Here is a 24,919-nt window from a genome sequence, read left to right on the forward strand (position 1 = left end):
ATTCCGAGCCATGTATACTCCAACGAAAATCGAGCGTTTTAACCAGAATGTGCTTTCCCGATATCATATTTACAACAGCGTTTTTATTACGCTGCCATTCGACGCCATTGACAATACGGGCGTTTTGCTGCCTTTATTTACAGAAATCTGTGAGAATGGATTTAAGGAAGGTAAAAGTCCGTCAGCAATATTTGATCTTTTTGCTGAAAAATTCCTCGATAAAGCTTCTGAGAAGGAGCGTATAGATTTGATGTTTCGATTTATACAATATATTGAACGCCAGGTGGTTTTGTTTGATGCCATTGAAGACGCTGCTTTTCCGATTGTCAATAATCTTGAAGGAAAAGGTTCGCTACGTGATATTAAAGAAACCGCTGATTCAAACGGACAAGAAGATGAATTGCGGAATTTCCTTGAAGAATTTAACGTAAGGACAGTATTGACAGCGCATCCGACACAATTTTACCCGGGATCAGTATTAGGTATCATAACCGATTTAACGGAAGCCGTTCGCAAAAACGACCTTTTAAAAATCAAACAGCTTTTGTCACAACTCGGTAAAACGCCCTTCATAAAAAAAGAAAAGCCAACGCCATATGACGAAGCGGTCAGCTTGATTTGGTATCTTGAAAATGTGTTTTACAAAACGGCGGGTGACATGGTCAGTTACCTGCAGAAAAATTTCTTTGATGGCGAAAGGGCGACGCATCCGTTGATAGGTTTTGGGTTCTGGCCGGGCGGTGATCGCGACGGAAATCCGTTTGTTACGACTGACATTACGCTGCAGGTTGCAGACCGTTTACGGATGATTATTCTGAAGTGTTATTATTTTGAAATACGCGAATTGAAAAGAAAGCTAACTTTCTCTAATGTAAATACTTTAGTTACTAATATTGAACAAAAACTTTATAAATCAGTTTTCTATTCTAAAGGAGAAATTTATATCACTTTAGCAGAATTTAAATCGCAATTAAATGCCATTCGGGACATCATAATCAACCAACATCAGTCACTTTATTTGGACGATTTAGACGCGTTGATCAATAAAATAAACCTCTTCGGATTTTATTTTGCGTCGCTCGATATCCGTCAGAACAGTAAAATTCATGACAAAGTTTTTCCGCAATTGCTGTCGTGCCTGAAGGTAAAATCTGCCGGGATTTATCCTGATAATTATTTCGATTTGAATGAATCCGAGAAAATTGAATTCATAGGAAAAGCCGATGCAAAGTTAAATCCTGAAGACTGCAGTGACGAAATCGCAAAATCTACCTTAGAATCGATGTGTGCCATGAAAACCATTCAGGAAAGAAATGGCGAACAAGGTTCGAATCGTTACGTCATCAGCAATAATGAATCGGCATTGCATGTGTTGGAAACTTATGCGATGATACGAATGACAGGTTGGAAAAATCCGGCCGTAGATATTGTGCCGCTTTTCGAATCTGTCGATGATTTACAGAAAGCCTGGAAAATCATGGAACAGTTGTACACGACCGATTATTATATGGAACACCTCAAACGCCGCGGCAACAAGCAAACTGTAATGGTCGGTTTTTCTGACGGTAACGAAAGATGGCGGTTATTTAATGGCGAATTGGGGCATTTACAAAGCCAAAGAAACCATTACGGCAATTTCAAGGAAATATGGCATTAAAGTCGTCTTTTTTGACGGACGCGGCGGTCACCAGCTCGTGGCGGCGGAAAAACACATAAATTCTACGCCTCATTAGGTTCGGAAATTGAAAGTGAAGAAATCCAGATCACGATTCAGGGACAAACGATAAGTTCTAATTTCGGAACATTGGATTCCTGTCGTTATAATCTTGAAAACCTCTTGAGCGCTGGGGTTACAAATCACGTTTTTAACAAAGGCGAAAATTTACTTTCGGCTGAAGACAAGAAAATTCTCGACGAACTTGCTGAGAAAGGTTATGATAAATACATGGAATTCAAGGCACATCCGAAATTCATTCCATATTTAGAAAGAATGAGTACGCTCAACTATTACGGAAAAGCCAATATTGGCAGCCGTCCGTCAAAACGAAATAGTGGCGATGAATTGGTGTTTTCAGATTTGCGCGCAATTCCGTTTGTTGGGCCTGGAGCCAGATGAAACAGAATGTTCCCGGATTTTTCGGCGTCGGAACGGCTTTGAAATATTTTGAGGAAAACGACCGCTGGGACGAAATTCAAAACTTGTATGACAATTCGCTTTTCTTCCGGACTTTGCTTGAAAACAGTATGATGTCGCTTGCCAAATCTTTTTTCCATTGACGGCTTATATGAAAGATGATGCGGAATTTGGTGAATTCTGGCAAATCATTTTTGATGAATCTCAGGAAGCACGCCGACTTTTGCTAAAAATCGCCGGGCATAAAACGCTGATGGAAAATTATCCCGACGGAAAAGCTTCCATTGAAATGCGGGAACATATTGTGATGCCGTTATTGACGATTCAGCAATATGCACTGCTTAAAATCCGTGAACTCAATCAAACTGAAAATCCTGACGAATCGCTGATTGCTGATTATGAAAAGATTGTGACACGCTCCCTTTTCGGGAATATCAATGCGAGTAGGAACTCAGCATAGAATTAGATAATTAGTTAATGAGAAAATTAGAAAATTCATTAGCGGATTTTACAACAATTTGGGCTTATATGATTAAATTCGCTATTCGCAATTTAATAATTATCTCATTTTCTCATTAACTAATTTTCTCATTAAAATGTTCTCCAACCAACTTCCCGTCAATGAATACGCAGCCGCTTATGCCGGCTACATCCAGGTTTTAGAAAATGTTCACCTTATTGAAGAACTTGAGATTTCGCAGCACGATTTTATTCGTTTTGTACAAAATATTCCGATGGACAAATTCGATTACCGCTATGCGGAAGGAAAATGGACAATCAAAGATATCATTTTGCATCTGATTGATGCTGAAAGGATTTTCGCTTACCGCGCATTGCGTTTTGCCAGAAAAGACAAGACGCCGTTAGCCAGTTTCGACGAAAATGAATATGTGGATAATGCTTTGGCCAACAATCGAAGTGTCCAGGATCTATTGAGCGAATTTGCAACCGTAAGACAGTCAACTTTGGCGCTTTTCAAGAGTTTTTCTGCGGAAATGCTTTCAGAAACCGGCACGGCATCAGGAAAAGAAATGTCGGTACGCGCTTTGGGTTTCGTAATTATCGGACATCAAAAACACCACCAAAAAGTTTATAAAGAACGTTATCTTTAAAGGTAGCCACGAATTTCACGAATTAACACGAATTAATTTGTGCTAATTCGTGGCAAATAAAAAATAAAGAGCTGTCAAATTAAGGCCATTTTCCACGCTTCGAGTTTTTTCTCAAAAGTCATAGTGTTGGCCGGACTTGTTGAAGGCATCACATGGTATTCTAAACCTTCAATCTGCCCATATTTCCTAAAGAAATATTTGTGGCTTTCTTTTCCATTAAACAATATTTTCCTGATTTTCGGATATTCAGAAAAGAAAGTATCAAAATCATTTTCCTTGTGATTTTTGATGTGAATGTCAAGGCTGCCTTTTCTTTCGCAATTTTCAAGGACGTCCCAAACGGCAATTTTGTTTTGCTTCAGTACTTCTTTCTTTTCATCAAAAGTCGCGGCAACCGGCAATTCCGCAAAAACAGAATAGATGATTTTCCAGAATGCGTTTTGGTTGAATCCGTAATATTCCTGCTTTGCCAATGATGTCGCGCCGGGCATTGTGCCGAGAATAAGAATTTCGGAGTCTTCATTTACAAAAGGAGGAAAGGAACTTATCATTTTAAACCATTAAGAATTTTACATTCTGCTTAATGAACATTAATTTCTTAATGGTTCAGTAGAAATGTTTTAAGAAAAAGGAACCCAATTGAGTTCCTTTAAATATTATTATTTGTCATCATCTTCGTCATCCTCATCGTCAAAGTCGGCTGGCTCATCGCGGTCGCCGTCTTCATCGTCATCATCAGGATCAAGATCCGGTTTGTCTAAATCTTCGTCAGTGTCATCGTCATCATCGTTTACGGCATCTTCGTCATCGATGTCGATTCCTTTGATAGCGTCGATTGGTTCTACAACGTCATCGATATCATCGTCGTCAAGATTTTTCTAAGCGGGAAGCCAGTTTGGTACTCACTTTTACAAGGTAAATGGTGTCTTCGGTTCTTACTTCAACTGCTTCAATAAGCTCATTCTTCGCATTTTTAAAGCGAACGATGTGCGAATCGTCATAGCCGTCAGGGAATTTCTCAACCAGAAGGTTCAGGATTTCATTGGTCAGTTTGGCGTAGTCAACAATAACTCTCTTCATAAAACAATATTATAGGTCTAATAAATAAGCAAAAATCAATGGCGCAACAATCGTGGCATCTGATTCAATGATAAATTTGGGTGTATTGATATCTAATTTTCCCACGTTATTTTCTCGTTCGGAACTGCTCCGGAATAAGAACCGTAACTGGTCGTCGAGTCAGAAATCTGGCAGAAATAACTCCAGAACGGTACATCGTGCATTTCCATATTCCTGGTACAACATCGGCACTACGCAAATTGGGAAATCCCCTGCGATTCCACCGCCAATCTGGAAGAATCCAACGCCGTTGCTGCTGTTTTTAGTGTACCAATCAGCAAGAAAAGTCATGTATTCGATTCCGGATTTCATCGTAGATGCTTTGATTTCGCCTTTAATCACATAAGAAGCGAAAATATTTCCCATCGTTGAGTCTTCCCAACCCGGAACGATAATCGGCAGATTTTTTTCTGCAGCGGCATACATCCAGCTGTCTTTCAAATCAATTTCGTAATATTCCTCCAAAACGCCTGAAAGCAGCATTTTGTACATGAATTCGTGCGGTAAATATCTTTCGCCTGCATCATCAGCGTCTTTCCAGATTTTGTAGATGTGCTTCTGTAAACGACGGAACGCTTCGTGCTCCGGGATACAAGTATCAGTCACGCGGTTCAATCCTCTTTCGAGTAAATCCCATTCCTGTTGCGGTGTAAGGTCACGGTAATTTGAGCCCTTTCATAGTGTGAATGCGCCACCAGATTCATAATATCTTCCTCGAGATTCGCGCCCGTGCATGAAATAATCTGCACTTTATCCTGACGGATCATTTCGGCGAAAATCTTTCCTAACTCGGCCGTACTCATCGCGCCGGCGAGTGTCACCATCATTTTGGCACCGTTTTGTAATTGTTGCTCATACGCTTTCGCAGCATCAACAACACTTGCCGCATTGAAATGCAGGTAATACTTTTCAATAAACTGGCTAATTGGTCCTTTACTCATTTTAGTTTGTTTGTGTTTGTATAATTTGGCGGTATTTTCATTGAAATCTGCAACCCGAAATTCAAATTACTGTCGCAAATTAATAAATTTTCTAAATTACGGTTTATGAAATTACCTAAATTTCTTATATTATTTGTTGTAGCCTAAGATTTTCAATACGTCGTCTGCGGTCTGTGCTTCCGAAAAAACCTCGGTTGCAATAATGCCGTTTTCGTCGCGGTCAATCAGTACGTGTTTTGGCTGCGGAATCAAACAGTGGTGCAATCCGCCATAACCGCCAATCGTTTCCTGATAGGCACCGGTATTGAAAAATCCGATGTATAAAGGTTTTTCTTTATTATATCTTGGCAGGTAAATCGCGTTCATGTTTTGCTCTGAATTGTAATAATCGTCGCTGTCGCAGGTCATTCCGCCCAAAAGTACGCGTTCATATTGGTCATTCCATCGGTTGATTGCAAGCATGATGAAACGCTTGTTAATTGCCCATGTATCGGGTAAAGTGGTGATGAAAGACGAATCGATCATGTTCCATTTTTCCCTGTCATTCTGTTGCTTTTGGTACAAAACCTGGTAAATGGCGCCGGCACTTTCGCCAACAGTAAACGAGCCGAATTCTGTGAAAATATTAGGTGTATCGACCTCAGCTTCCTCACATGCAATCTTGATCTGATTAATGATTTCGTCGATCATGTACTGGTAATCATATTCGAAAGCCAGTGAATTTTTAATCGGGAAACCGCCGCCAATGTTGAGTCCGTCTAACGTCGGGCATTCTCTTTTGAGGGCGATGTACACTTTAATACATTTCACCAATTCGTTCCAGTAATACGCGTTATCATTGATTCCGGTATTGATGAAAAAGTGCAGCATTTTCAGTTCCAGATTCGGGTTTTCCTGAATCTGCCTTTTGTAGAAGCTAACGATATTTTTGTATCCAATGCCAAGGCGTGAGGTGTAAAACTCGAATTTTGGTTCTTCTTCAGCGGCAATACGAATTCCAATCTTGAATTTTCCTTTAATTTCTGCCTGAAGCAAATCGAGTTCTTCATAATTATCGATGATCGGAATGGCATTTTTGTGACCATTGTTGATCAAACGCGCAATATTTGTGATGTACTGGTCGCGTTTGAAGCCATTACATATAATATAAGTGCTCTTATTGATTTTGCCGTTCGCCAAAAGGTTTTCAACAATATTGATGTCAAATGCCGAGGACGTTTCAATATGGATATTGTTCTTGAAAGCTTCATTCATCACATATTCAAAATGGGAGCTTTTAGTGCAATAGCAGTAGTAGTATTTGCCTTCGTATTTGTTCTTTTCCATCGCATTCCTGAACCAATTTTTGGCTCGTTTGATGTTGTTGGAAATCTGCGGCAAATAAGTAAATTTAAGCGGAGTGCCGTATTCTTCAACAAGTTTCATCAAATCGATGTTGTGGAACTGCAGGTGGTTGTCTTTGTTGAGCGTAAATTCCTCCTGCGGGAAATAATAAGTCTGGTTAATAAGGTCGAAATATTTCGTATTCATTTAATTATCAAGTTTTTAGATTAAAATTTAAAGGTATAAATCAATCTAAAGTTCAAACCCGGATGTTGGCGTAAATAATGGGTAATTTTTCGTGATAGTTGGTTGAATATTGGAACAGTTCAAAATGCATCGCGGCTTTTGCGGCCGAAAAACACAACGAAATCCCGTTTGGATAAGGTTTACTTTCGTTGCCGGCACTGGCTTTATGCATCGTATTTCGGTTTCTGTTCATTAGCGCAAATGTAAAAAATAATATTAGCGTAATCCAATCATTTTGTATTAAAAAAATACTAAGTTTTATAATCGGCAAAAGCCTTGTGAATCAGTTCGTTTTCGGCTTCCTGGTTGATTTTTATGTTGCCGATGCCGTCAAGAAGCGCAAACTGGATTTTCCCGTACTCGTTTTTCTTGTCGTGAATCAGTAATTCTTTGATGACTTCGATGTCATTTTCATTGCAATCGATGCGTTCGTAAATGCTGTTTATGGTCGATTTAATTTCGTTGTATTCGGCGAAAGTCAGCAGTCCTTTTTTCAATGAAATAAAGCTTTCCAGAATCATTCCGGCCGCAATCGCTTCGCCATGAAGCAGCGTTTTCTTGCTTTCATCTGCAAGGAAATGACTTTCAATCGCATGGCCTAATGTATGCCCGAAATTGAGTGCTTTCCGGATGCCGTTTTCTTTCGGATCTTTGGTTACGATTTCATTTTTAATGAGAATGGAATCATATACCAAAGCGTCAAAATCTGCAAAATCGATCTTCGATAAATCAAGGAATTGCTGCCAGTAAATTTTGTCATGAATGAGTCCGTGTTTTAGCATTTCGGCGAGTTCGGAGCGCATTTCATGCTGCGGAAGCGTTTCTAAATATTTTGTATCAATTAAAACCATTTCCGGCACATTGATCACGCCGATCTGGTTTTTTAAATTTCCTAAATCGATGCCGTTTTTTCCTCCGACGGAAGCGTCGACCATCGCGAGCAAAGTTGTCGGAATATGAATAAAATCAATGCCGCGCTTGAAAGTCGAAGCGACAAATCCACCCAAATCTGTCACTACGCCGCCGCCAATGTTAATGATAAGGCTTTTGCGGTCGGCGCCCATTTCTGTAAGGACATTCCAGATTTCTATGCAGGTTTCGATATTTTTACTGGTTTCGCCCGATTCGAATTCGATGATTTCAATCTTGAGTTCCGTTTCTAAATTCGGCAGTAAAACCGGCAGGCAATTTTCGTTCGTATTGCTGTCGGTTATGATGAAAATACCCGAATATCGGTTGTTGCGCAAATGCGAATTGAGTGCTTCATAAGCATTTTCATTGAAATGAATTTCGTAACCGTTGGCGGAAATGGGCTGCATATATTAAGGTAAAATTTGTGATAGGCAAAGTAACGCTTTTTAAGATTTAGTTTGTTTTAAAATTAACTTTTTACTGGAAAATACATAATCAATATTAACCTTGAGTAATATAATTTGCAAGTAAATATCTTTTTATTGAAAGAAACAACTTACGTATAAATACCTGATTTAATGATGGTTTGTAAAAGGTATTAATAAAGCTGGTATATTCGAAATATTAAAACCTAACCTACTATGAAAACACATCTTGAAAGATTACTTAATTTAGTTATTCTGTTAATACTTTTTTCGCTTTCAGGATGTCAAAAGGATTTGTATGAGGAATCGGTGGTTGACCAACAACATCAACTGTTTATAAACCAATTAGTGAACTACCATTTTTAATTCCCGCTATCAAGGAGTTTAATAAAGATTATGGATTTCTGGATAATTCGATCGCGACAAGGACGGAAGCTAGAGAGCCTCTTAATTTAAATCTTGACCTAGAGAATATTCTTGAATACATCTATGGAGATGGTATGAAATCATATAGCATAAACATCAAAAAAGAATTTACCGATTATGAAGATTTTTATGTGGAAAACCTTCATATATATGAGAAAGACGGTTACTATAAATCATTTATCTTTAAGTACAATATGCTTGATGATAGTAAAGCATTTGATTTAAAAACATTCACCGGGGACTTGGAAATTTATGATAATCAAGAAAACTTTCAAGGAGTTGTACAGTATGAAAATGGAGTCAATCGATGTGTAAAGATAATAATTGGCGACTGGGTCGTCGTATTCTGGGGCAATGGTTCGATTAGTGTTGGTCATATGGGTGGCACTACTGCTACTGGAACTGGGAAATTCAGATGGGTCGGCAGGTAACAATCCTACAAATCCAGGAGGCTCAGGTCCGGGTGGAACAAGCGGAAGCGGAGGAGATGGATCGCCTATTTCAGTAATGCCCAATTATCCGGCAAGAAGTATAATATTTATAAAAGGGCTTGGAAGCCCTGATTCGGAACTTTTTAAGCAAATGAATTATGAAGCACAGCAAAATATTATTGATTACCTTGAAGAAAACGAATATGCACCGGCTGTTAAGCTAAAAATAAAAGCGGCATTACTTGCGATTGATTTAGGTAATTTGGTAGATTTGGGTGCTAATTTGCAGATTGCAATTATTAATTACATGATTGAAAAGGAATTTTCACAGGATATTATACCATTTTGTGCCGAAGTCATAAATTCCGTAACTAGCGGAGGTGAAACAGATATACCTTACCAAATAATTTTAGATCCTACTTTTGTCAATAATCCGTGCTTATATGGAGTTTATACTCAATTGGGAAAAGCACCTGCTTTTCAGAATTATTTGCATAATTTTGATGGAGATTTTTCTGTAGCAAATTTAAAGATTGAAGCAATTAGTTCTCTTCCAGCTACTGTTAATGCCCAAACTACACCGCCAGAAAATTATCTAATTAAGTTGCAGTTCAACTTGAATAATTTGAATAGACCAGGTCTTTCAATAGCAAGAACTTTTATTCATGAATTAATACATGCGGAAATCTTCAGGAAGCTATTATCTGTTTGCGGATGAACCAAATATTCAATTTACCGAAGCACAGATTATTCAAATAAAAGACAGTTATCCTGGTTTATATGATTACTATATGAGATATAAATGGAATATTCCGGTCGGGCAAACACCGTCGTCAGCACAACATCAAATGATGGCGCAAAGCTATAGAGACTTGGTTAAACAGGTACTACGAGATTACGATAATAATGCTCATAGTGAAGCGTTTTACGATGCATTGTCTTGGGAAGGCCTTAAGAATACAGTTGCATGGAATAATTTGACTTTAAGTGAAAAATCAAATATAAATACACTGATAATAAACTTTGATAATAGCAGCACTAACTGTAATTAATCATGAGAAAAATAATTTTGTTTACAATGTTTTTGGCTTTCTGTTCAGTTTACGCACAGAAGAAGAAAGTTGTTTTGGTTTTTAGTTCAGTAGATAAAAATATGTCGTTTAAAAACAAATGTTTTTATATTGACAACCAATCCTTTAAATATTTTGCGAAAAATGCTTCAAAGCAAAAAGTAAAATATAAAGCAATAAAAAAAGAGATTACAAGTATAGCAGATCTTAACAGGGAAATTAAAGGAAATTTGCAAAACAAAAAAAATCCTGAGTTTTATTATGACAACTACACGATTGCTATTTACGTGGCCGATAATGCTGCTTCCGGAACCTTATATCCGGTGAAAAGAGTATGGATAATTGATGAAGTGATTGAGAATTAAAACAACGATGAATTGTAAAACCGGAATTCTTCTATTATTGCTTTTAACATTTTTGTCATGTGGAAAGACTGACAAGCTGATAATGCCAAAATTTAAAGTAATCGCCTTTTACACCGGCAAAAACGATCAAGCACACATCAGCTTTCTCCATGAAGCCAATAAATGGTTTGCAGAACAGTCGCAGCAACAGCATTTTGTCTATGACACGACAAGCAACTGGAACAATCTCAACAAGGAATTTCTTTCAAAATATAAAGTCGTCTTATTTCTCGACACAAGACCTGAAAAAGCCGAACAGCGCAAAGCTTTTGAAGATTATATGAAAAACGGCGGTGCATGGATGGGTTTTCACTTCGCCGCTTTTGCACTCAATGATTCCGATGTAAAACAGGATTGGGATTGGTATCACAATGAATTTCTCGGTTCGGGCGAATATGTAAGCAACACCTGGCGTCCGACTTCAGCGATTTTACGCATTGAAAACCAGCATCCGGCGCTGAAAAATATTCCGAAAACTTTCACATCAGCGCCAAATGAATGGTACCGATGGAAAAATGATTTGCGTAAAAACAAAAATATCGACATTCTTTTAGCAATCGACGAAAAGAGTTTTCCGCTCGGAACTGGCCCGAAGCCTTACGAAATCTGGCATGAAGGGTATTATCCGGTGGTTTGGACGAACAAAAGTTACAAGATGATTTATTTCAATATGGGTCACAATGATATTGATTATGAAGGCGGAACTAATAAAACGCTGTCGTATACGTTTGAAAATAAGACAGAAAGCGAACTGACTCTGGATGCGCTTTTGTGGCTTGGGAACCACTAAAAAATAAACCATTAAGTGATTACGTTACATTAAGGCTTAATGCACCTGAATTCCTTAATGGTTTAAAAAATTACTTCAACAGTCCTTCAACAGCTTCAACAGTAGTTGCGTGATATCCCGATTTTGCTTTTTCGAAAATCTGTTTTGCCCAGATCTTACCATCAGGAATTTTAACCATTTCCTTATACAAAGTCATCAATGAACCAGTCCTGCTTGTGGCAATCATGAATTGCTCAATGGCTGGATAAGCAGGTTTGTATTGTTGACGAATCGCGATGGCAAACCACTGCCTTTTGATGACGAAATTGCCGCCTTTTGTGAAATTGAATTCTGTGTCAATCGCCGCCATTTCTGCAGCCGTGATGTCTTTCGGCAGGTAATCAATGAAATGCTGTTTTTCGTTCGTCGATTTGATTTTTTGCGATAACCCTTTTACGCCTGTAGTACGCCATTCTTGTTGGATTTTGTCGATTGCCGCAAAATCTTCTGAAACCGGAGTTGTGATATTAGACGGAACATCCGGCTGGTAAACCCATTTTTCCATCTGGATTTTATCGGCCAGCGCTTTGTCGCCCTTAATTAAATTTTCATTGAAATATTTCACGAAATCTTCCGTAGTAATTGATTGAAATGCGTGGGCCAGCAAAATAACCTTTCACAAATTCATCCATCTTTTCGCGGCCAACGGCATTTTCGACAACCTGCAAAAATGCATAGCCTTTCTCGTATGGGATATCACTTAATCCGTCGTCAGGGTTCCTGCCGGAAGTGCTGACTTTTAAACGCGTATCAGGATTATTTTTGCCATATTCTGCCATATTGTCCGACAAGACTTTCCTGCTCAGGACGTCCTGCATTTTTGCTTCTTTTATGCCAAAAACTGCCTCGCCAATCCTGTGTTCTACATAAGTAGTAAATCCTTCATTAAGCCATACATCATCCCAGGTGGCGTTGGTTACGAGGTTGCCGCTCCAGCTGTGCCCAAGTTCGTGCGCGAGAATGCTCGTGAGAGAACGATCGCCGGCAACAACACCCGGAGTTAAGAATGTGAGGTTCGGGTTTTCCATTCCGCCATAAGGGAAACTCGGCGGCAATACCAAGACATCATAACGCCCCCAGCGGTAAGGGCCGTATAATTTTTCGGCGGCATTGACCATTTTGCCCAGTTCGGCGAATTCCCACGCAGATTTCTCAACCATCGACGGTTCTGCATAAACGCCAGTCCTCGAATCAATCGCTTTGAATTGCATATCGCCGACGGCAATCGCCATTAAATAAGACGGAATCGCCTTTGATTGCTTGAAAGTATAAATTCCGGTGTCATTTTTCTGCTGAGGATTTTCGGCGCTCATCACCGCCAACAATGCTTTGTCGACGGTAACTTTTGCGTCGTAAGTAAAGCGGATGGAAGGGGAATCCTGGCACGGAATCCATGTTCTCGTCCAGATGCTTTCGCCCTGAGAAAACAAAAACGGGTATTTTTTATCTGCGGTCTGCTGCGGATTCAGCCATTGCAGCGCAACGCCATCTTTAGTTGTTTTGTAGTAAATATTGACCTTCGTAGTGTTTTTGTCGATTTTGATATGGAGCGGCTTTCCGTGAAATTCGACTTCAGTTCCAAGGCTGAAAGAGGTTGGCTTTTCATCCGCGTCAAGCGTCACTTTTGTGATTTCGAGTGTATTTTCGTCAAAAATAATCTCATCGCCTTTGGCAATGTTTTCAATATCCCAAGATGCTTTTCCGGAAATCGTTTGCGCATTAAAATCGACCACAATATCCAGATTCAGGTGCTTAGCGACCGCTTTTTCAGGCTGTGCGAAAGAATGTTCGTCTTTTACGGCAGTCAGTTTTTCAGTTTTCTTTTCGGTTTGGCAGGCCATGAGGCATAAAGTAGCGAGCAGGAATATTTTTTTCATCGGAGATTAATTTGCGGTAAAGATAGGAAAAAGTCGATGCGGAAATCTGGTTGCGGATTTCAAAAAATCAAGCTCTCAACGTATTTTGAATGTGTCGGCGGGTATAAATGGACTCCGAAACGCCCTTCTACGCCTTCAAAACGCTTTACCTGGCCTTCAAAACATCTTTACGGGATATCAAAACAAGCTGCAGCGCCTCCAAAACACTTTACTAAGCCTTCAAAACACTTTATCACGCATTTAAAACACTCTTTTAAGCCTTCAAAACAGGCTAAAAGGATTGTGAAACAGGCTAAATTGACAATAAAAGACATATTTGTATTTTGCGGGAGACTTTAGAAACACCGACTTTAAACTTTCGGCACATTTGACTAAATTTGCCGAAAACACAACTACTTTTGAGAACTTCTGTATCTTTTGCGATCGAAAATTCATCACAGTTCAAACAGCAGCTTTTGCAGTGGGCACAGCAATTTCGCGAAGTGTTATTCCTTGACAGCAATGACTTTAAGCAGGAATTTGCGGCTTATGATTGCGTGCTTGCGGTTGATGCATTCACATCTTTAAAAACCGATTATACCAATGCTTTTGAAGATTTAAAAGCTTATCAGCAAACCACAAAAGACTGGCTTTTCGGGTATTTGTCCTACGATTTGAAAAATGACACTGAAGCTTTGTATTCTGAAAATTTTGACGGACTCGAATTTCCGGATTTGTACTTTTTTCAGCCGAAGAAGTTGTTTTTGCTGAAAGACAAAAGGGTAGATGTACAGTATTTACGAATGTGCGACGATGAAATTGAAGCTGATTTTAAGGAAATAATCGAAAACCGAAAGTCGAAAGTCGAAAGTGAGAAAGGCGCAATAACCATCAAACAAAGAATCCGAAGGAAAATTACATTGCAAAAGTAACAGAAATGCTGGCGCACATTCAGCGCGGCGACATCTACGAAGCCAATTTCTGCATGGAATTTTACGCTGAAAATGTCACAATCGACCCGCTTGAAAAATTTGAAAAGCTCAATGCGATTTCAATGCCGCCATTTGCCGCGTTCTTTAAAAATGATGCACAATTCCTGCTGTCAGCTTCGCCGGAACGCTATTTAAAGAAAAATGGTGAAGTCGTTATTTCGCAACCCATAAAAGGAACTTCGAAAAGATTTACTGATCCGGAAGCCGACGAAAATTCAAAAAAGCAACTTGCTTCAGACCCTAAAGAACGCTCTGAAAATATTATGATTGTCGATTTGGTGCGCAATGATTTATCGCACACGGCTCAAAAAGGTAGCGTGGAAGTTACAGAATTATGCGGCATTTACACTTTTCCGCAAGTACATCACATGATTTCAACGATAACTTCAAAATTAGACAGTCAATATCCTGTTTCAGAATTGATTAAAAAATCATTCCCAATGGGAAGCATGACCGGAGCGCCTAAGATTTCTGCAATGGAAATCATTGAAAATCTCGAAGAAACCAAACGCGGATTGTACAGCGGTGCGATTGGTTATTTCACTTCGGAATCAGATTTTGACTTCAATGTCGTTATCCGCAGTATCCTTTACAATGCTAAGAATAACTACATTTCCTATTCGGTCGGAAGCGCCATCACGGCACTGTCAATTCCTGAAAATGAATATGAGGAATGCCTTTTGAAAGCCGATGCTATGAGGAAAGTTGTCGGTGTTCAGTGATCAGTGTTCAGTAATCGGTGTTCAGTGTTCATATTGCGGTTAGCGGTTTCTGACTGGAGATATATCAAATCCCGTAGAAAGATTTAACAATTTTTACGGCTTTCCCGTAATACGGCGTATCGAAAAATTTTGTATTTTTCCTTAAGGGGAGGGGAGAATGCATCCCTAACGAAAAAACAAATTACTTGGATACGGGTTTGCCGTAAAAATTGTTAAAGTTTCGATCCCTTGTAGATTATTCATAATTCACTTATTTCTACTATTTGTTCTCTGCAATCTCCTGTTTTCGACTATAAGACCATCAGAAATCTCAATTCTCGAATGCCAAAATCTAAAACCTAAAATCGTATATTTGGGCATGATTTCCAGATTACGAAGCCATCTTTCCAACCAGTTCCCTTTTCTTTCCGGCAAAAGATTGCTGCTTGCCGTCAGCGGTGGAATTGACAGTATGGTGCTCGTTGATTTATTCAAAGAATTGCCCTTTGAAATCGCTCTGGCGCATTGTAATTTTAAATTGCGGGGCGAAGAAAGTGATGATGATCAGCTTTTCGTTGAAAATTATGCGAAGGAACATAAACTTCAACTTTTCATAACGCAATTTGACACACAGACTTTTGCTTCAGATTATAAACTTTCCATACAAGTTGCTGCCCGAAAACTGCGTTATTCCTGGTTTTATGAATTGTTGGAAACAGAAAAATTCGATTTTCTGCTTACCGCACATCACGCTGATGATGTCATCGAAACCTTTCTGATTAACCTTTCACGCGGCACAGGTTTGGATGGGCTGACCGGAATTCCACAGCAAAATGATAAGATTATCCGTCCGCTTTTGCCTTTTTCACGTGAAGAAATGGAGCAGTATGCCATCGAGAATAAAATTCAATGGCGCGAAGACAGCACTAATGCTTCTGACAAATACCTTCGCAATAAAATCCGCCAGCAACTAGTGCCGGTTTTAAAGCAAATCAATCCCGCTTTTCACAATTCTTTTCAAAATACACTTGAATACTTACAACAAAGCCAGTCTATGGCCGATGATGCTTCGCGAATCGTTTACAGGAAAGTGGTTACCGATGAGGAAGGCAGTAAAATCATCCATCTTCCGGAGTTAATGCAGCTTCCGAATTATAAAGCATATTTGTACCAATGGCTGAAACCTTTCGGCTTTTCGGCGTGGAATGATATTTATGATTTAGTGAATGCGGAAACTGGTAAATTTATATTTTCCGGTGATTACAGGTTGACTAAAGACCGTGAAAACCTTGTTTTGCATGAACTTTCTGAAAAAGTCAATAGTGAAGCATTCACGATAAGTGCTGTTCCGGCAGAAATTAAATCTCCCTTAAATATTTCGTTTGAAATTGTAAAACACATTTCAAATCCTACAAATACGACTATATTTGCGGATGCCGGAAAACTGCAATTCCCATTGATTTTAAGAAAGTGGAATGAGGCAGATATTTTTCAGCCTTTCGGGATGAACGGCCAGTCGAAAAAAGTCGGTAAGCACCTGAAAGACGAGAAATTATCGATGAAAGAAAAGGAAAATACCTGGCTTTTGGTTTCCGGAGATCAAATCGCATGGGTTGTCGGCATCAGGCAGGACGAACGTTTTAAAGTAACAACAACTACCCAAACTATAATGCAAATACAGCTTTTCTAATGAAAAAAAACGTTTTTATACTATTCGCCTTTTTGGCTTTCTTGAGCGCCAGCGCACAAATCATAAAACCCGTAAAATGGACGTCGAGGCTGCAGAAAATTTCTGATACCGAATTTAACCTTATCATGGATGGCACGATTGACGAGGGCTGGCACGTTTATTCACAATTCACTCCGGACGGCGGCTCGTTGCCAATGGAAATCAAATACAAAGACCAGAAAGGCAATTACGAATTAATTGGAAAAACCGCGGAAAGCAAGACAAAAAGAGCTTTCAGTGACGTTTTTGAAGTCGACGAAATCATGTTCGAGAAAAAAGTCGTCTTAACGCAGAAAGTCAGGATTACCGGTAAAAATGTTACTAAAATAAATGTCAATGTGGCTTATCAGGTTTGTAAGCAGTCGTGTATTAATGACGACAAAGATTTTACATTCGATATTCCGAAAATTACAGCAAAAGAAACCGCTGTGACGCCTGCAATTCCTGCTGTAAAAATTGACACAGTTGTAGTTGATACGCCAAAACCAGATACCGTTAAATCGAATGGAATAGCCAAAACTCAAGTAAAACAGGTTGCAGCACCAAAGAAAAAGAAGAAAAGAAAGGCCTTTTCAGCATCTTTTTCCTTGCATTTTTAGGAGGTTTTGCAGCTTTGATGACGCCGTGCGTGTTTCCGATGATTCCGATGACGGTGAGTTTCTTTACAAAACAAAGCAAAACCCGTGCGGCCGGAATCCGCAATGCGATTATTTATGGCATTTCAATCATATTTATTTATGTGGCGTTAGGTTTGGTAGTTACTGCGATTTTTGGTGCGGATGCCTTGAATGCTCTGGCCACAAACGTTTGGTTTAACATCGTGTTTTTTATCTTATTGATCTTTTTTGCCGTTTCATTCTTAGGCGCTTTTGAAATCATGCTGCCAAATTCATGGGCGAATAAAGTTGACAGGCAAGCCGACAGAGGCGGAATTGTAGGGATATTGTTCATGGCGCTGGCATTGGCGATCGTTTCGTTTTCATGTACAGGCCATTGTAGGTACGTTACTTGTCGAATCTGCTTCTAAAGGCGGTATCGCGCCAATAGTTGGAATGTTCGGATTTTCATTGGCAATTGCACTGCCTTTCATGTTGTTCGCAATGTTCCCGGGCTGGCTCAATACACTTCCGAAATCAGGCGGCTGGCTCAACACCGTAAAAGTATTTTTAGGATTTCTTGAATTGGCATTGGCATTTAAATTCCTCTCCAATGCAGATTTGGTTTTGCAGATGCATTTACTGGAAAGGGAAGTTTTCCTTGCCATCTGGATTGCCGTTTTTGGAACTTTATCACTGTATTTATTCGGAAAAATTACCATGCCGCATGACAGTCCGCTGCCGTCAATTTCTGTTGGAAGACTGATGCTGGGCCTACTGGTTTTGACATTCACGATATATTTGATTCCGGGACTTTGGGGCGCACCGCTGAAATTGATCAGCGCGTTTCCACCTCCGATGGAATACAGTGAGAGTCCGCATGGAATAGGAGAGGGCGGTAGCGCAACAGCTGTAACTGCCAACTTACCTCAAGGCTCAAAATCAGGTCCGCATGGCATCGTAACTTTTGATGATTATGAAACCGGAATGGCTTATGCCAAAAAGCAAAACAAACCCGTATTGCTTGATTTTACAGGCTGGGCTTGCGTAAATTGCCGAAAAATGGAGAATTTCGTATGGTCGCGCGAAGACATCCTCAAAATAATGAAAAATGATATCGTCCTGATTTCTTTGTATGTGGATGACAAGCGTGAGTTGCCGAAAGACAAACAATTTACAACTAAAGATGGCGATGCGATTGAAACCATCGGCGATAAATGGACTGATTTCATGATTACGAAATACAAAACCAACACACAGCCGTTGTATGTTTTGATTGATCTGGAAGGCAACAGCCTGAATGTAGAAACGCCGACTTCGAGTTATGTTCCTGCAGATGAATATCTGGAATGGTTGAAGACTGGAATTGCAAATTTTAAGAAGTAAATATTACGTATAAAAATAAAGAAAGCCGGTAAACATAACGTTTCCGGCTTTCTTTATTTTTTGATAATTACTAATTATTTCTGCCCATACTTTTCCTTATACTTCTCATTCAATTCACTCTGGTGTGTTTTCAAACTGATGTCTCTTCCCTGAATGAAAGCCTTTGTAAGTTTGTTCGTGCGCATATCAAGCGCATCGCCTTCAGAAATGAATAAGGTCGCATCTTTGCCTTGCTCTAAACTGCCGCAGAAACTATCGATGCCTAACAATTGCGCAGTATTTAAAGTAATGAGCTTCAATGCATCTTCCTTGCTTAAACCATAGGCGGCACAGGTTCCCGCCAAAAACGGAAGATTTCTGGTATTCATCCTTTCCATGTCGCCACTGTTTTCAAGGCCGACGATTACGCCTTTATCGGTCAGCAATTTTGCGAGTTTGTAAGGTAAATCTACATCCTGCTCGTCACTTTGGGGTACGTCGTGAACTCTTCTGAGCAAAACGCCGATATGATTTTGTTGTAACAAACCAGCTGTTTTATACGCTTCATAACCGCCAACGACAACCATTTTTACAACACCGGTTTCTTTAAAAAGTGAAATGGCATCAATAATCTGCTTTTCTTCATCAGCGTGGATGTAAAGGATTTCTGTGCCATCATACAATCCCTTCGCACTTTCAAAAACGAGATTTCTTTCGGTAGACTTATCGCTGTTATAAGCTTTTGATGCCGTTAAAAAATTCCTGATTTCGTCAATTTGCTTCATGTAATCTTTATTGGAGCCAATCACACCATCGTTTTCCCAATCTCTTGCAAAAGTCTCAGGAAAATTCAGGTGGATGCCATCATTCTCTTTCAGGATGGCATCTTTCCACGACCAGGGCATCGAGTTGTACAACAGATGAAGTTCCGGAAATCCTGCCGCCACGCGGCGCCACCTGCGCCATCAGAATACCATTAGGGCGAACGGTTTCAATTACTTTCGACTCCGGATTATAAGCGATGATGCTTCTTACATTCGGGTTCAGTCCGCCAATTTCTTCCTGATCGTCAGACGCTTTCACGGCATCAATTTCTACCAATCCTAAAGTCGAATTTGGCGCGATGAATCCCGGATAAACGTGCTTTCCGGTGGCATCAATTGTAATATCATACGCATCTGAAGCAAGCCGGATAATTTTTGAATCGGCTACCAAAGTTATTTTTCCATCCTTAAAACCAATGGCACTGTTTTCAATCACTTTGCCATTGCCCAGATGGGCAGTTCCGTTAAGAATCAGGATCGATTTTGTTTGTTTCGGCACCGGAATCTGCTGGGCATTTGCGGTAATTCCGAAACAAAAAGCTAAAATTATAAGATTTATTTTTTTCATGTCTTATGGCTCTAAAGTATCGCAGTGGTATTCTTTTTTGGGGTTTTCTTTGGTTTCTGCGTTTCCATACCCTTATTTTTTTCCTGCATCAGCTGGCCGATGATCAGGTTTCGGTCTCTTGTGACGGCATTTCGTAATTCTTCATCTTTTTTCAAATCGAAATAAACGACGCCTTCGATGATTGTTTTTTCAGGTTTGGCATATATCGAAAGCGGATTGTCGTTCCAAAGTACTAAATCAGCATCTTTTCCGACTTTAATACTGCCGACTTTATCATCAATATGCAGCAATTTCGCCGGATTTAGCGTTACGAATTTCCACGCTTCTTCTTCAGAAATATTGCCGTATTTAACCGCTTTTGCCGCTTCCTGGTTCAATCGCCTTGACATTTCCGCATCGTCAGAATTGTATGCGACCACGAGTCCCGCATTGTGCATGATGGCCGGTTGTACGGAATCGCATCATTCACTTCAAACTTATAGCCCACCAGTCAGAAAATGTCGATGCGCCAACGCCATGCTCTTTCATTTTGTCGGCAACTTTATAACCTTCGAGGATATGCGTGTAAGTGTTCACACGGAAATTGAATTTTTCTGCAACATTCATCAGCATCAGGATTTCTGAAGCGACATACGAATGGCAAGTGATAAAGCGCTCTTTGTTGAGGATTTCTGCTAATGTCTGTAATTCCAAGTCGACACGCGGCGCTTTATTCTTATCTTTTTCGGATTGGAATTGTATTGTTTCCACACGGCATCATATTCTTTCGCACGCTGGAAATAATCTGTAAAAACCTGCTCAACACCCATTCTTGTCTGCGGAAAACGCGTCGGATTGTTGATGCCCCAATTCGCCTGCTTGACGTTTTCGCCCAAAGCGAATTTGATGAATTTCGGTTGGTTTTTATACAACATTTCCGATGCCGGCAATCCCCATTTCCATTTTACGATTGCCGATTGCCCGCCAATTGGATTGGCTGAACCGTGCAATAATTGCGAAGTTGTAACACCACCGGCCAAATCACGGTAAATGCTGACATCCTCAGGGTTTACAACATCCTGTATCGAAACTTCGGCGCTTGAATTATGCCCACCTTCATTGACGCCGCGCGTGATTGCGATGTGCGAATGCTCGTCGATAATGCCGCTCGTTAAGTGCTTTCCTTTTGCATCAATCGTTTGTGCCGTTGGGTCGCTGAGGTTTTTACCAACTGCGGCGATTTTTCCGTTTTTCACCAAAACATCAGCTTCTTCAAGGATGCCTTCTTTTTCGTTGGTTCAGCACGGTGGCATTTTTGAAAAGCATATTTTGTGCTGTGGCTTTTGCTGTACTTCCGAAAGGTTCGTTCGGAAAGGTTACAGGCAATACATAACGCGGCTTCGGTGCCTCAGACGAATCGATTTCCTTGACAAACGGACTCACTTTTACAGCTGACCATTGCACCTCACTCCCGTCAAATAAAACGGCTTTTCCTGAAAGTTTCTCTGTATTTTCGACATATCCTGAAAAACGGATAAATCTCGTTCCGGTTGTATCCTGTGGTTTTAAAACGGTGGAAATCCAGTTGTTGTTGATGCTGATCTTTGAATTGAGTTTTGTACCGTCAGCCACTGCAACAACTTCTGATTTCGGCGAGGCCATTTCGTCGCCCTCGATTTTCCATTTGTAATTCTCGCTGCCGATTTGAAGATTATAACTGCCTCTGACATCTTTTGCGGTCATTTCATTGACTACAAATTTATTGCCTTGTACCCAATTTTCATAAAGTATGGTTTTCTCATCGAAAATTTCGCCGGATGTAATCGTGAAATTCGCGAAACTGCCAACCTTCAAACTCCCGATTTCATTGCTTTTCCCGATGATTGCTGCCGGAATCGTTGTCAATGCTTCAAGCGCTTTAGTCTTGTCGAAGCCAAAGAAAATTGCCTGCAATAAATTGGTCATGAATTCTTCAGGTTTCTTTAATTTATCGGTCGTAAGGGCGAAAGTGACGCCATTTTCAGATAATACTTTCAGGTTGGTTGGTGCCTGGTTCCAGAAACGCAATTCGGATAAATCGATTTGGTTTGCCTGATAGGGGTCGGAAACATCGTAAGCTTTCGGAAAATTAACCGGAATGATGAATTTGGCATTCGTCTTTTTAATATCGTCAATAATTTCAAACTCATTGCCGCTGCCTTTCAATACATAATTAACCCCGAATTCCTTACCGAGTTTTGCCGCACGAAGGCTGTTCTGCTTGTCTCCGGAATCAAATACCTGAACAAGATTGTCATTTTTGATAAGCGCTTCGAGTGACAAATCTTTAGTGTCGGAATTGCCGTTTTTATACCAGATTTTATCGTAATTAAGTTGGCGCAACAAAGCCATCATCCCCATCAGCGAGCCGGGATAAGCCTGATTCGTGGTGACGCTTCTTGAGAAACTGAAATTATTCGTAATAGCGGTTGAGAGGAATCTTTTTTCATTTTCAAAATTGTTGAGTGCCACCAAAGCGCCTGTCCCGCGCGCGATGCCATCCTGGACGCTTACGCCGACAACGCCGAAACCTGCTTTTAAATATTCTTCAGCTTTGTCACTGTCATATTGAAAGGAGTTGATGGCATTTACCGTCGAGCGGATGTGTTCGTTCCAGTAAAAACCGGTGCGCTTGGTGTCGTAAAGCGGATCGCGACCAAAGTTGCCGCGTTCTGGTTTCTGGATGCCGAAACTTGTGTAAACATCAATGAATGAAGGGTAAACTGATTTTCCGGAAAGGTCGATGATTACTGAATTTTTCGGAATTGCAACAGCATTTCCAACCGCAATCACTTTTCCATCCTGAATCAGCAAAGTGCCTTTTTCGACAATTTGCGTCGACGTAATGAAGATTTTTGCGTTGGTCAGTGCGGTGTAATTGTTGTTCTTGCTCTTTACGCTTTCATTATTAGGGAAGTAAACCTGCGCGCGGACTTGCATCAGCGACAGGAAAAAAAATAGTAGTAAGATTTTTTTCATTGGTTTGGTATAGGTTTATCAAATTAAAGGAATGATTTCCGTTAATCAAAGAAAAAACGGAACTGTCTCTTATTTAAGGAAGTTTTTACTACTTTTATCTCATACAAGCCAATTTAAATCATACACGCCATGCTCACAAAAGTATTCGGAAGCGCCGTTTTCGGTGTCGAAGCCACAACAATTACCGTCGAAGTCAATATTGACAAAGGAATCGGTTACCATCTCGTCGGACTGCCCGACAATGCCGTAAAGGAAAGCAGTTACCGCATCGCTGCCTCACTCCAGAACAACGGGTTTTCAATGCCCGGCAAAAAAATCATCATCAACATGGCACCCGCCGATTTGCGAAAGGAAGGTTCTTCTTATGACCTGACGTTGGCAATGGGCATTCTCGTCGCTTCGGGACAAATACAAACAGATGAAATTGCAAATTATATCATTATGGGCGAATTGTCGCTCGATGGAAGCCTGCAACCGATAAAAGGTGCGCTGCCAATCGCGATTAAAGCGAAAGAAGAAGGCTTCAAGGGTTTTTTCCTGCCCATTCAGAATGTCAAAGAAGCCGCCATCGTTTCGGGCATTGATGTTTATGGAATTGAAAGCCTGCAACAAGTCATCGACTTCTTCAGCGGAAAAGGATCAATCGAACCAACTGTCATAGATACGCGCGCCGAATTTTACAAAACCTTAGATTTTCCTGAATTTGATTTTTCGGATGTAAAAGGACAGGAAGGCATCAAGCGTTGTATGGAAATCGCCGCGGCAGGTGGGCATAACATTATTTTAATTGGGCAGCCTGGTGCCGGAAAAACAATGCTTGCCAAAAGACTGCCGACGATTTTACCACCGATGACGTTGCGTGAAGCCCTCGAAACTACAAAAATCCACAGTGTTGCGGGAAAATTAAAGGAAGTCGGGTTGATGAACCAAAGGCCATTCCGTAGTCCGCATCACACGATTTCTAATGTAGCGCTTGTTGGCGGCGGCAGTTATCCACAACCCGGCGAAATCAGCATGGCGCACAACGGCGTTCTGTTTCTGGATGAATTGCCTGAATTCAAGCGCGATGTCCTTGAAGTCATGCGGCAGCCGCTCGAAGACCGCGAAGTAACGATCTCGAGGGCGAAATTCACAGTTACGTATCCATCGTCATTTATGTTGGTAGCGAGTATGAATCCGAGTCCGGGTGGATTTTTTAACGACCCCAATGCGCCGGTAACTTCTTCTCCGAATGAAATGCAGCGGTACCTGAGCAAGATTTCCGTTCCGTTGCTCGACCGTATTGACATTCATATCGAAGTGACGCCCGTACCTTTTGATAAATTGTCTGAAGAAAGAAAATCCGAAACCAGTGCTGAGATAAGGCAGCGTGTGACCAAAGCGCGGGAATTCCAGTCGAAGCGTTTTGAAGAAACGGAATCGGTGAATTATAATGCGCAGATGAGCTCGAAATTGATCAGGGAATTCTGCCGACTCGATGAAGCTTCACTGCAATTGCTTAAAACCGCTATGGAACGGCTTAATTTGTCGGCACGTGCCTACGACAGGATTTTAAAAGTATCGCGGACTATTGCAGATTTAGAGGAATCGGAAGTGATTAATGCGTCGCATATTGGCGAAGCGATTCAGTACAGGAGTTTGGATCGTGATGGATGGCTGGGGTGAGTGAGTGGTCAGTGATCGGTGTTCAGTGTTCAGTGATCGGTGTTCAGTGAACAGTATCTATAGTGTTTCAGTTGTTCTTTAATATTCATCGCCTGGTATTTGAATCACTTCGCCCGATGTTTAAATGGCTTCGCCGGCGAAGGACAGTAAATAATGAGCGAGGGACGTCAAACACCGGGCGAGGGGATATAAACAGAGGGCGGGCGTTATCAAACATCAGGCGAAGAATGGTAAACATCGGGCGAGCCACGGTA

Annotated in this window: 18 protein-coding genes and 5 pseudogenes; 13 read left to right on the forward strand and 10 right to left on the reverse strand. The window is 40.5% G+C overall.

Annotation, left to right across the window (positions count from 1 at the left end; translation table 11 throughout):
• Window positions 1-10 precede the first annotated feature (10 nt).
• Together ACSLFW_RS11800 and ACSLFW_RS11805 are read left to right on the forward strand one after the other, a co-directional pair.
• Window positions 11-2,594 (forward strand): annotated as a pseudogene (locus tag ACSLFW_RS11800) (phosphoenolpyruvate carboxylase).
• A gap of 136 nt (window positions 2,595-2,730) precedes the next feature.
• Window positions 2,731-3,246: a DinB family protein gene (locus ACSLFW_RS11805; protein WP_436555912.1), complete on the forward strand. Its 516-nt coding sequence runs from the start codon at window positions 2,731-2,733 to the stop codon at window positions 3,244-3,246.
• Window positions 3,247-3,320: 74 nt separating this feature from the next.
• On the opposite strand, the gene ACSLFW_RS11810 is transcribed toward ACSLFW_RS11805, so the two are convergent.
• The 6 genes and pseudogenes from ACSLFW_RS11810 to aroB all read right to left on the reverse strand — a co-directional run bounded on the left by ACSLFW_RS11810 (window position 3,321) and on the right by aroB (window position 8,194).
• A complete protein-coding gene (locus tag ACSLFW_RS11810; protein ID WP_436555913.1) occupies window positions 3,321-3,797 on the reverse strand; it encodes a DNA-deoxyinosine glycosylase in 477 nt (158 codons plus the stop codon).
• 316 nt (window positions 3,798-4,113) lie between these two features.
• Window positions 4,114-4,326, reverse strand: a complete 213-nt coding sequence (locus ACSLFW_RS11815; RefSeq protein ID WP_436555914.1) for a hypothetical protein — start codon at window positions 4,324-4,326, stop codon at window positions 4,114-4,116.
• A 9-nt stretch (window positions 4,327-4,335) separates the two neighbouring features.
• Window positions 4,336-5,306, reverse strand: a pseudogene (locus tag ACSLFW_RS11820) (deoxyhypusine synthase family protein).
• 129 nt (window positions 5,307-5,435) lie between these two features.
• A complete protein-coding gene (locus ACSLFW_RS11825) occupies window positions 5,436-6,836 on the reverse strand; it encodes an arginine decarboxylase (RefSeq protein WP_436555915.1) in 1,401 nt (466 codons plus the stop codon).
• Between the two features lie 52 nt (window positions 6,837-6,888).
• Window positions 6,889-7,068, reverse strand: coding sequence for a hypothetical protein (locus ACSLFW_RS11830; protein WP_436555916.1), 180 nt, complete (start codon window positions 7,066-7,068; stop codon window positions 6,889-6,891).
• A gap of 58 nt (window positions 7,069-7,126) precedes the next feature.
• The gene (gene aroB / locus ACSLFW_RS11835; RefSeq protein ID WP_436555917.1) at window positions 7,127-8,194 is read right to left on the reverse strand and encodes a 3-dehydroquinate synthase; all 1,068 of its coding nucleotides are present in this window, start codon (window positions 8,192-8,194) and stop codon (window positions 7,127-7,129) included.
• A 518-nt stretch (window positions 8,195-8,712) separates the two neighbouring features.
• On the opposite strand from aroB, the gene ACSLFW_RS11840 reads away from it, so the two are divergent.
• The 5 genes from ACSLFW_RS11840 to ACSLFW_RS11860 all read left to right on the forward strand — a co-directional run bounded on the left by ACSLFW_RS11840 (window position 8,713) and on the right by ACSLFW_RS11860 (window position 11,333).
• On the forward strand, window positions 8,713-9,069 hold the full coding sequence (locus ACSLFW_RS11840; protein ID WP_436555918.1) for a hypothetical protein: 357 nt from the start codon (window positions 8,713-8,715) through the stop codon (window positions 9,067-9,069).
• Entirely contained in the window at window positions 9,020-9,787 is a 768-nt protein-coding gene (locus ACSLFW_RS11845; protein WP_436555919.1) for a hypothetical protein, read from the forward strand. The genes ACSLFW_RS11840 and ACSLFW_RS11845 overlap by 50 nt, the downstream gene beginning before the upstream one ends.
• Window positions 9,747-10,121: a hypothetical protein gene (locus ACSLFW_RS11850; RefSeq protein WP_436555920.1), complete on the forward strand. Its 375-nt coding sequence runs from the start codon at window positions 9,747-9,749 to the stop codon at window positions 10,119-10,121. The genes ACSLFW_RS11845 and ACSLFW_RS11850 overlap by 41 nt, the downstream gene beginning before the upstream one ends.
• A gap of 2 nt (window positions 10,122-10,123) precedes the next feature.
• Window positions 10,124-10,504, forward strand: a complete 381-nt coding sequence (locus tag ACSLFW_RS11855) for a hypothetical protein (protein WP_436555921.1) — start codon at window positions 10,124-10,126, stop codon at window positions 10,502-10,504.
• A gap of 82 nt (window positions 10,505-10,586) precedes the next feature.
• On the forward strand, window positions 10,587-11,333 hold the full coding sequence (locus tag ACSLFW_RS11860) for a ThuA domain-containing protein (protein WP_436555922.1): 747 nt from the start codon (window positions 10,587-10,589) through the stop codon (window positions 11,331-11,333).
• A 70-nt stretch (window positions 11,334-11,403) separates the two neighbouring features.
• On the opposite strand, the gene ACSLFW_RS11865 is transcribed toward ACSLFW_RS11860, so the two are convergent.
• Both ACSLFW_RS11865 and ACSLFW_RS11870 read right to left on the reverse strand, forming a co-directional pair.
• Entirely contained in the window at window positions 11,404-11,937 is a 534-nt protein-coding gene (locus ACSLFW_RS11865) for a leukotriene A4 hydrolase C-terminal domain-containing protein (RefSeq protein WP_436555923.1), read from the reverse strand.
• The gene (locus ACSLFW_RS11870; RefSeq protein ID WP_436555924.1) at window positions 11,921-13,249 is read right to left on the reverse strand and encodes a M1 family aminopeptidase/hydrolase; all 1,329 of its coding nucleotides are present in this window, start codon (window positions 13,247-13,249) and stop codon (window positions 11,921-11,923) included. The genes ACSLFW_RS11865 and ACSLFW_RS11870 overlap by 17 nt, the downstream gene beginning before the upstream one ends.
• A 398-nt stretch (window positions 13,250-13,647) precedes the next feature.
• Between ACSLFW_RS11870 and pabB the strand changes: the two are divergent.
• The 5 genes and pseudogenes from pabB (at window position 13,648) to ACSLFW_RS11895 (ending at window position 18,632) form a co-directional block, all read left to right on the forward strand.
• Window positions 13,648-14,942: pseudogene (gene pabB, locus ACSLFW_RS11875) on the forward strand (aminodeoxychorismate synthase component I).
• A gap of 358 nt (window positions 14,943-15,300) precedes the next feature.
• Window positions 15,301-16,611, forward strand: coding sequence for a tRNA lysidine(34) synthetase TilS (gene tilS / locus ACSLFW_RS11880; RefSeq protein WP_436557441.1), 1,311 nt, complete (start codon window positions 15,301-15,303; stop codon window positions 16,609-16,611).
• Entirely contained in the window at window positions 16,611-17,249 is a 639-nt protein-coding gene (locus ACSLFW_RS11885) for a protein-disulfide reductase DsbD domain-containing protein (RefSeq protein WP_436555925.1), read from the forward strand. Before tilS ends, ACSLFW_RS11885 begins: the two co-directional genes overlap by 1 nt.
• A gap of 17 nt (window positions 17,250-17,266) precedes the next feature.
• A complete protein-coding gene (locus ACSLFW_RS11890; protein WP_436555926.1) occupies window positions 17,267-17,677 on the forward strand; it encodes a cytochrome c biogenesis protein CcdA in 411 nt (136 codons plus the stop codon).
• 25 nt (window positions 17,678-17,702) lie between these two features.
• Window positions 17,703-18,632 (forward strand): protein-disulfide reductase DsbD family protein, encoded by a 930-nt coding sequence (locus ACSLFW_RS11895; protein WP_436555927.1) that lies wholly within the window; start codon window positions 17,703-17,705, stop codon window positions 18,630-18,632.
• Window positions 18,633-18,706: 74 nt separating this feature from the next.
• Here the strand turns inward: ACSLFW_RS11895 and ACSLFW_RS11900 are convergent.
• Both ACSLFW_RS11900 and ACSLFW_RS11905 read right to left on the reverse strand, forming a co-directional pair.
• Window positions 18,707-20,003: pseudogene (locus ACSLFW_RS11900) on the reverse strand (amidohydrolase family protein).
• Between the two features lie 3 nt (window positions 20,004-20,006).
• A pseudogene (locus ACSLFW_RS11905) lies at window positions 20,007-23,000 on the reverse strand (amidohydrolase family protein).
• A gap of 129 nt (window positions 23,001-23,129) precedes the next feature.
• Here ACSLFW_RS11905 and ACSLFW_RS11910 point away from each other — a divergent pair.
• Complete coding sequence (locus tag ACSLFW_RS11910; protein WP_436555928.1) at window positions 23,130-24,665, forward strand: YifB family Mg chelatase-like AAA ATPase; 1,536 nt, start codon at window positions 23,130-23,132, stop codon at window positions 24,663-24,665.
• Window positions 24,666-24,919 lie beyond the last annotated feature (254 nt).

Source organism: Flavobacterium sp. 3HN19-14 (genome assembly GCF_051373205.1).
GTDB lineage: Bacteria > Bacteroidota > Bacteroidia > Flavobacteriales > Flavobacteriaceae > Flavobacterium.

Bases quoted from the DNA above. Each gene is read 5' to 3' on its own strand.
- ACSLFW_RS11805 (WP_436555912.1), top strand. From the start codon at position 2,731: ATGTTCTCCAACCAACTTCCCGTCAATGAATACGCAGCCGCTTATGCC.
- ACSLFW_RS11810 (WP_436555913.1), bottom strand. From the start codon at position 3,797: ATGATAAGTTCCTTTCCTCCTTTTGTAAATGAAGACTCCGAAATTCTT.
- ACSLFW_RS11815 (WP_436555914.1), bottom strand. From the start codon at position 4,326: ATGAAGAGAGTTATTGTTGACTACGCCAAACTGACCAATGAAATCCTG.
- ACSLFW_RS11825 (WP_436555915.1), bottom strand. From the start codon at position 6,836: ATGAATACGAAATATTTCGACCTTATTAACCAGACTTATTATTTCCCG.
- ACSLFW_RS11830 (WP_436555916.1), bottom strand. From the start codon at position 7,068: ATGAACAGAAACCGAAATACGATGCATAAAGCCAGTGCCGGCAACGAA.
- aroB (WP_436555917.1), bottom strand. From the start codon at position 8,194: ATGCAGCCCATTTCCGCCAACGGTTACGAAATTCATTTCAATGAAAAT.
- ACSLFW_RS11840 (WP_436555918.1), top strand. From the start codon at position 8,713: ATGAAATCATATAGCATAAACATCAAAAAAGAATTTACCGATTATGAA.
- ACSLFW_RS11850 (WP_436555920.1), top strand. From the start codon at position 9,747: ATGCGGAAATCTTCAGGAAGCTATTATCTGTTTGCGGATGAACCAAAT.
- ACSLFW_RS11855 (WP_436555921.1), top strand. From the start codon at position 10,124: ATGAGAAAAATAATTTTGTTTACAATGTTTTTGGCTTTCTGTTCAGTT.
- ACSLFW_RS11860 (WP_436555922.1), top strand. From the start codon at position 10,587: ATGCCAAAATTTAAAGTAATCGCCTTTTACACCGGCAAAAACGATCAA.
- ACSLFW_RS11870 (WP_436555924.1), bottom strand. From the start codon at position 13,249: ATGAAAAAAATATTCCTGCTCGCTACTTTATGCCTCATGGCCTGCCAA.
- tilS (WP_436557441.1), top strand. From the start codon at position 15,301: ATGATTTCCAGATTACGAAGCCATCTTTCCAACCAGTTCCCTTTTCTT.
- ACSLFW_RS11885 (WP_436555925.1), top strand. From the start codon at position 16,611: ATGAAAAAAAACGTTTTTATACTATTCGCCTTTTTGGCTTTCTTGAGC.
- ACSLFW_RS11890 (WP_436555926.1), top strand. From the start codon at position 17,267: ATGACGCCGTGCGTGTTTCCGATGATTCCGATGACGGTGAGTTTCTTT.
- ACSLFW_RS11895 (WP_436555927.1), top strand. From the start codon at position 17,703: ATGTTCGGATTTTCATTGGCAATTGCACTGCCTTTCATGTTGTTCGCA.
- ACSLFW_RS11910 (WP_436555928.1), top strand. From the start codon at position 23,130: ATGCTCACAAAAGTATTCGGAAGCGCCGTTTTCGGTGTCGAAGCCACA.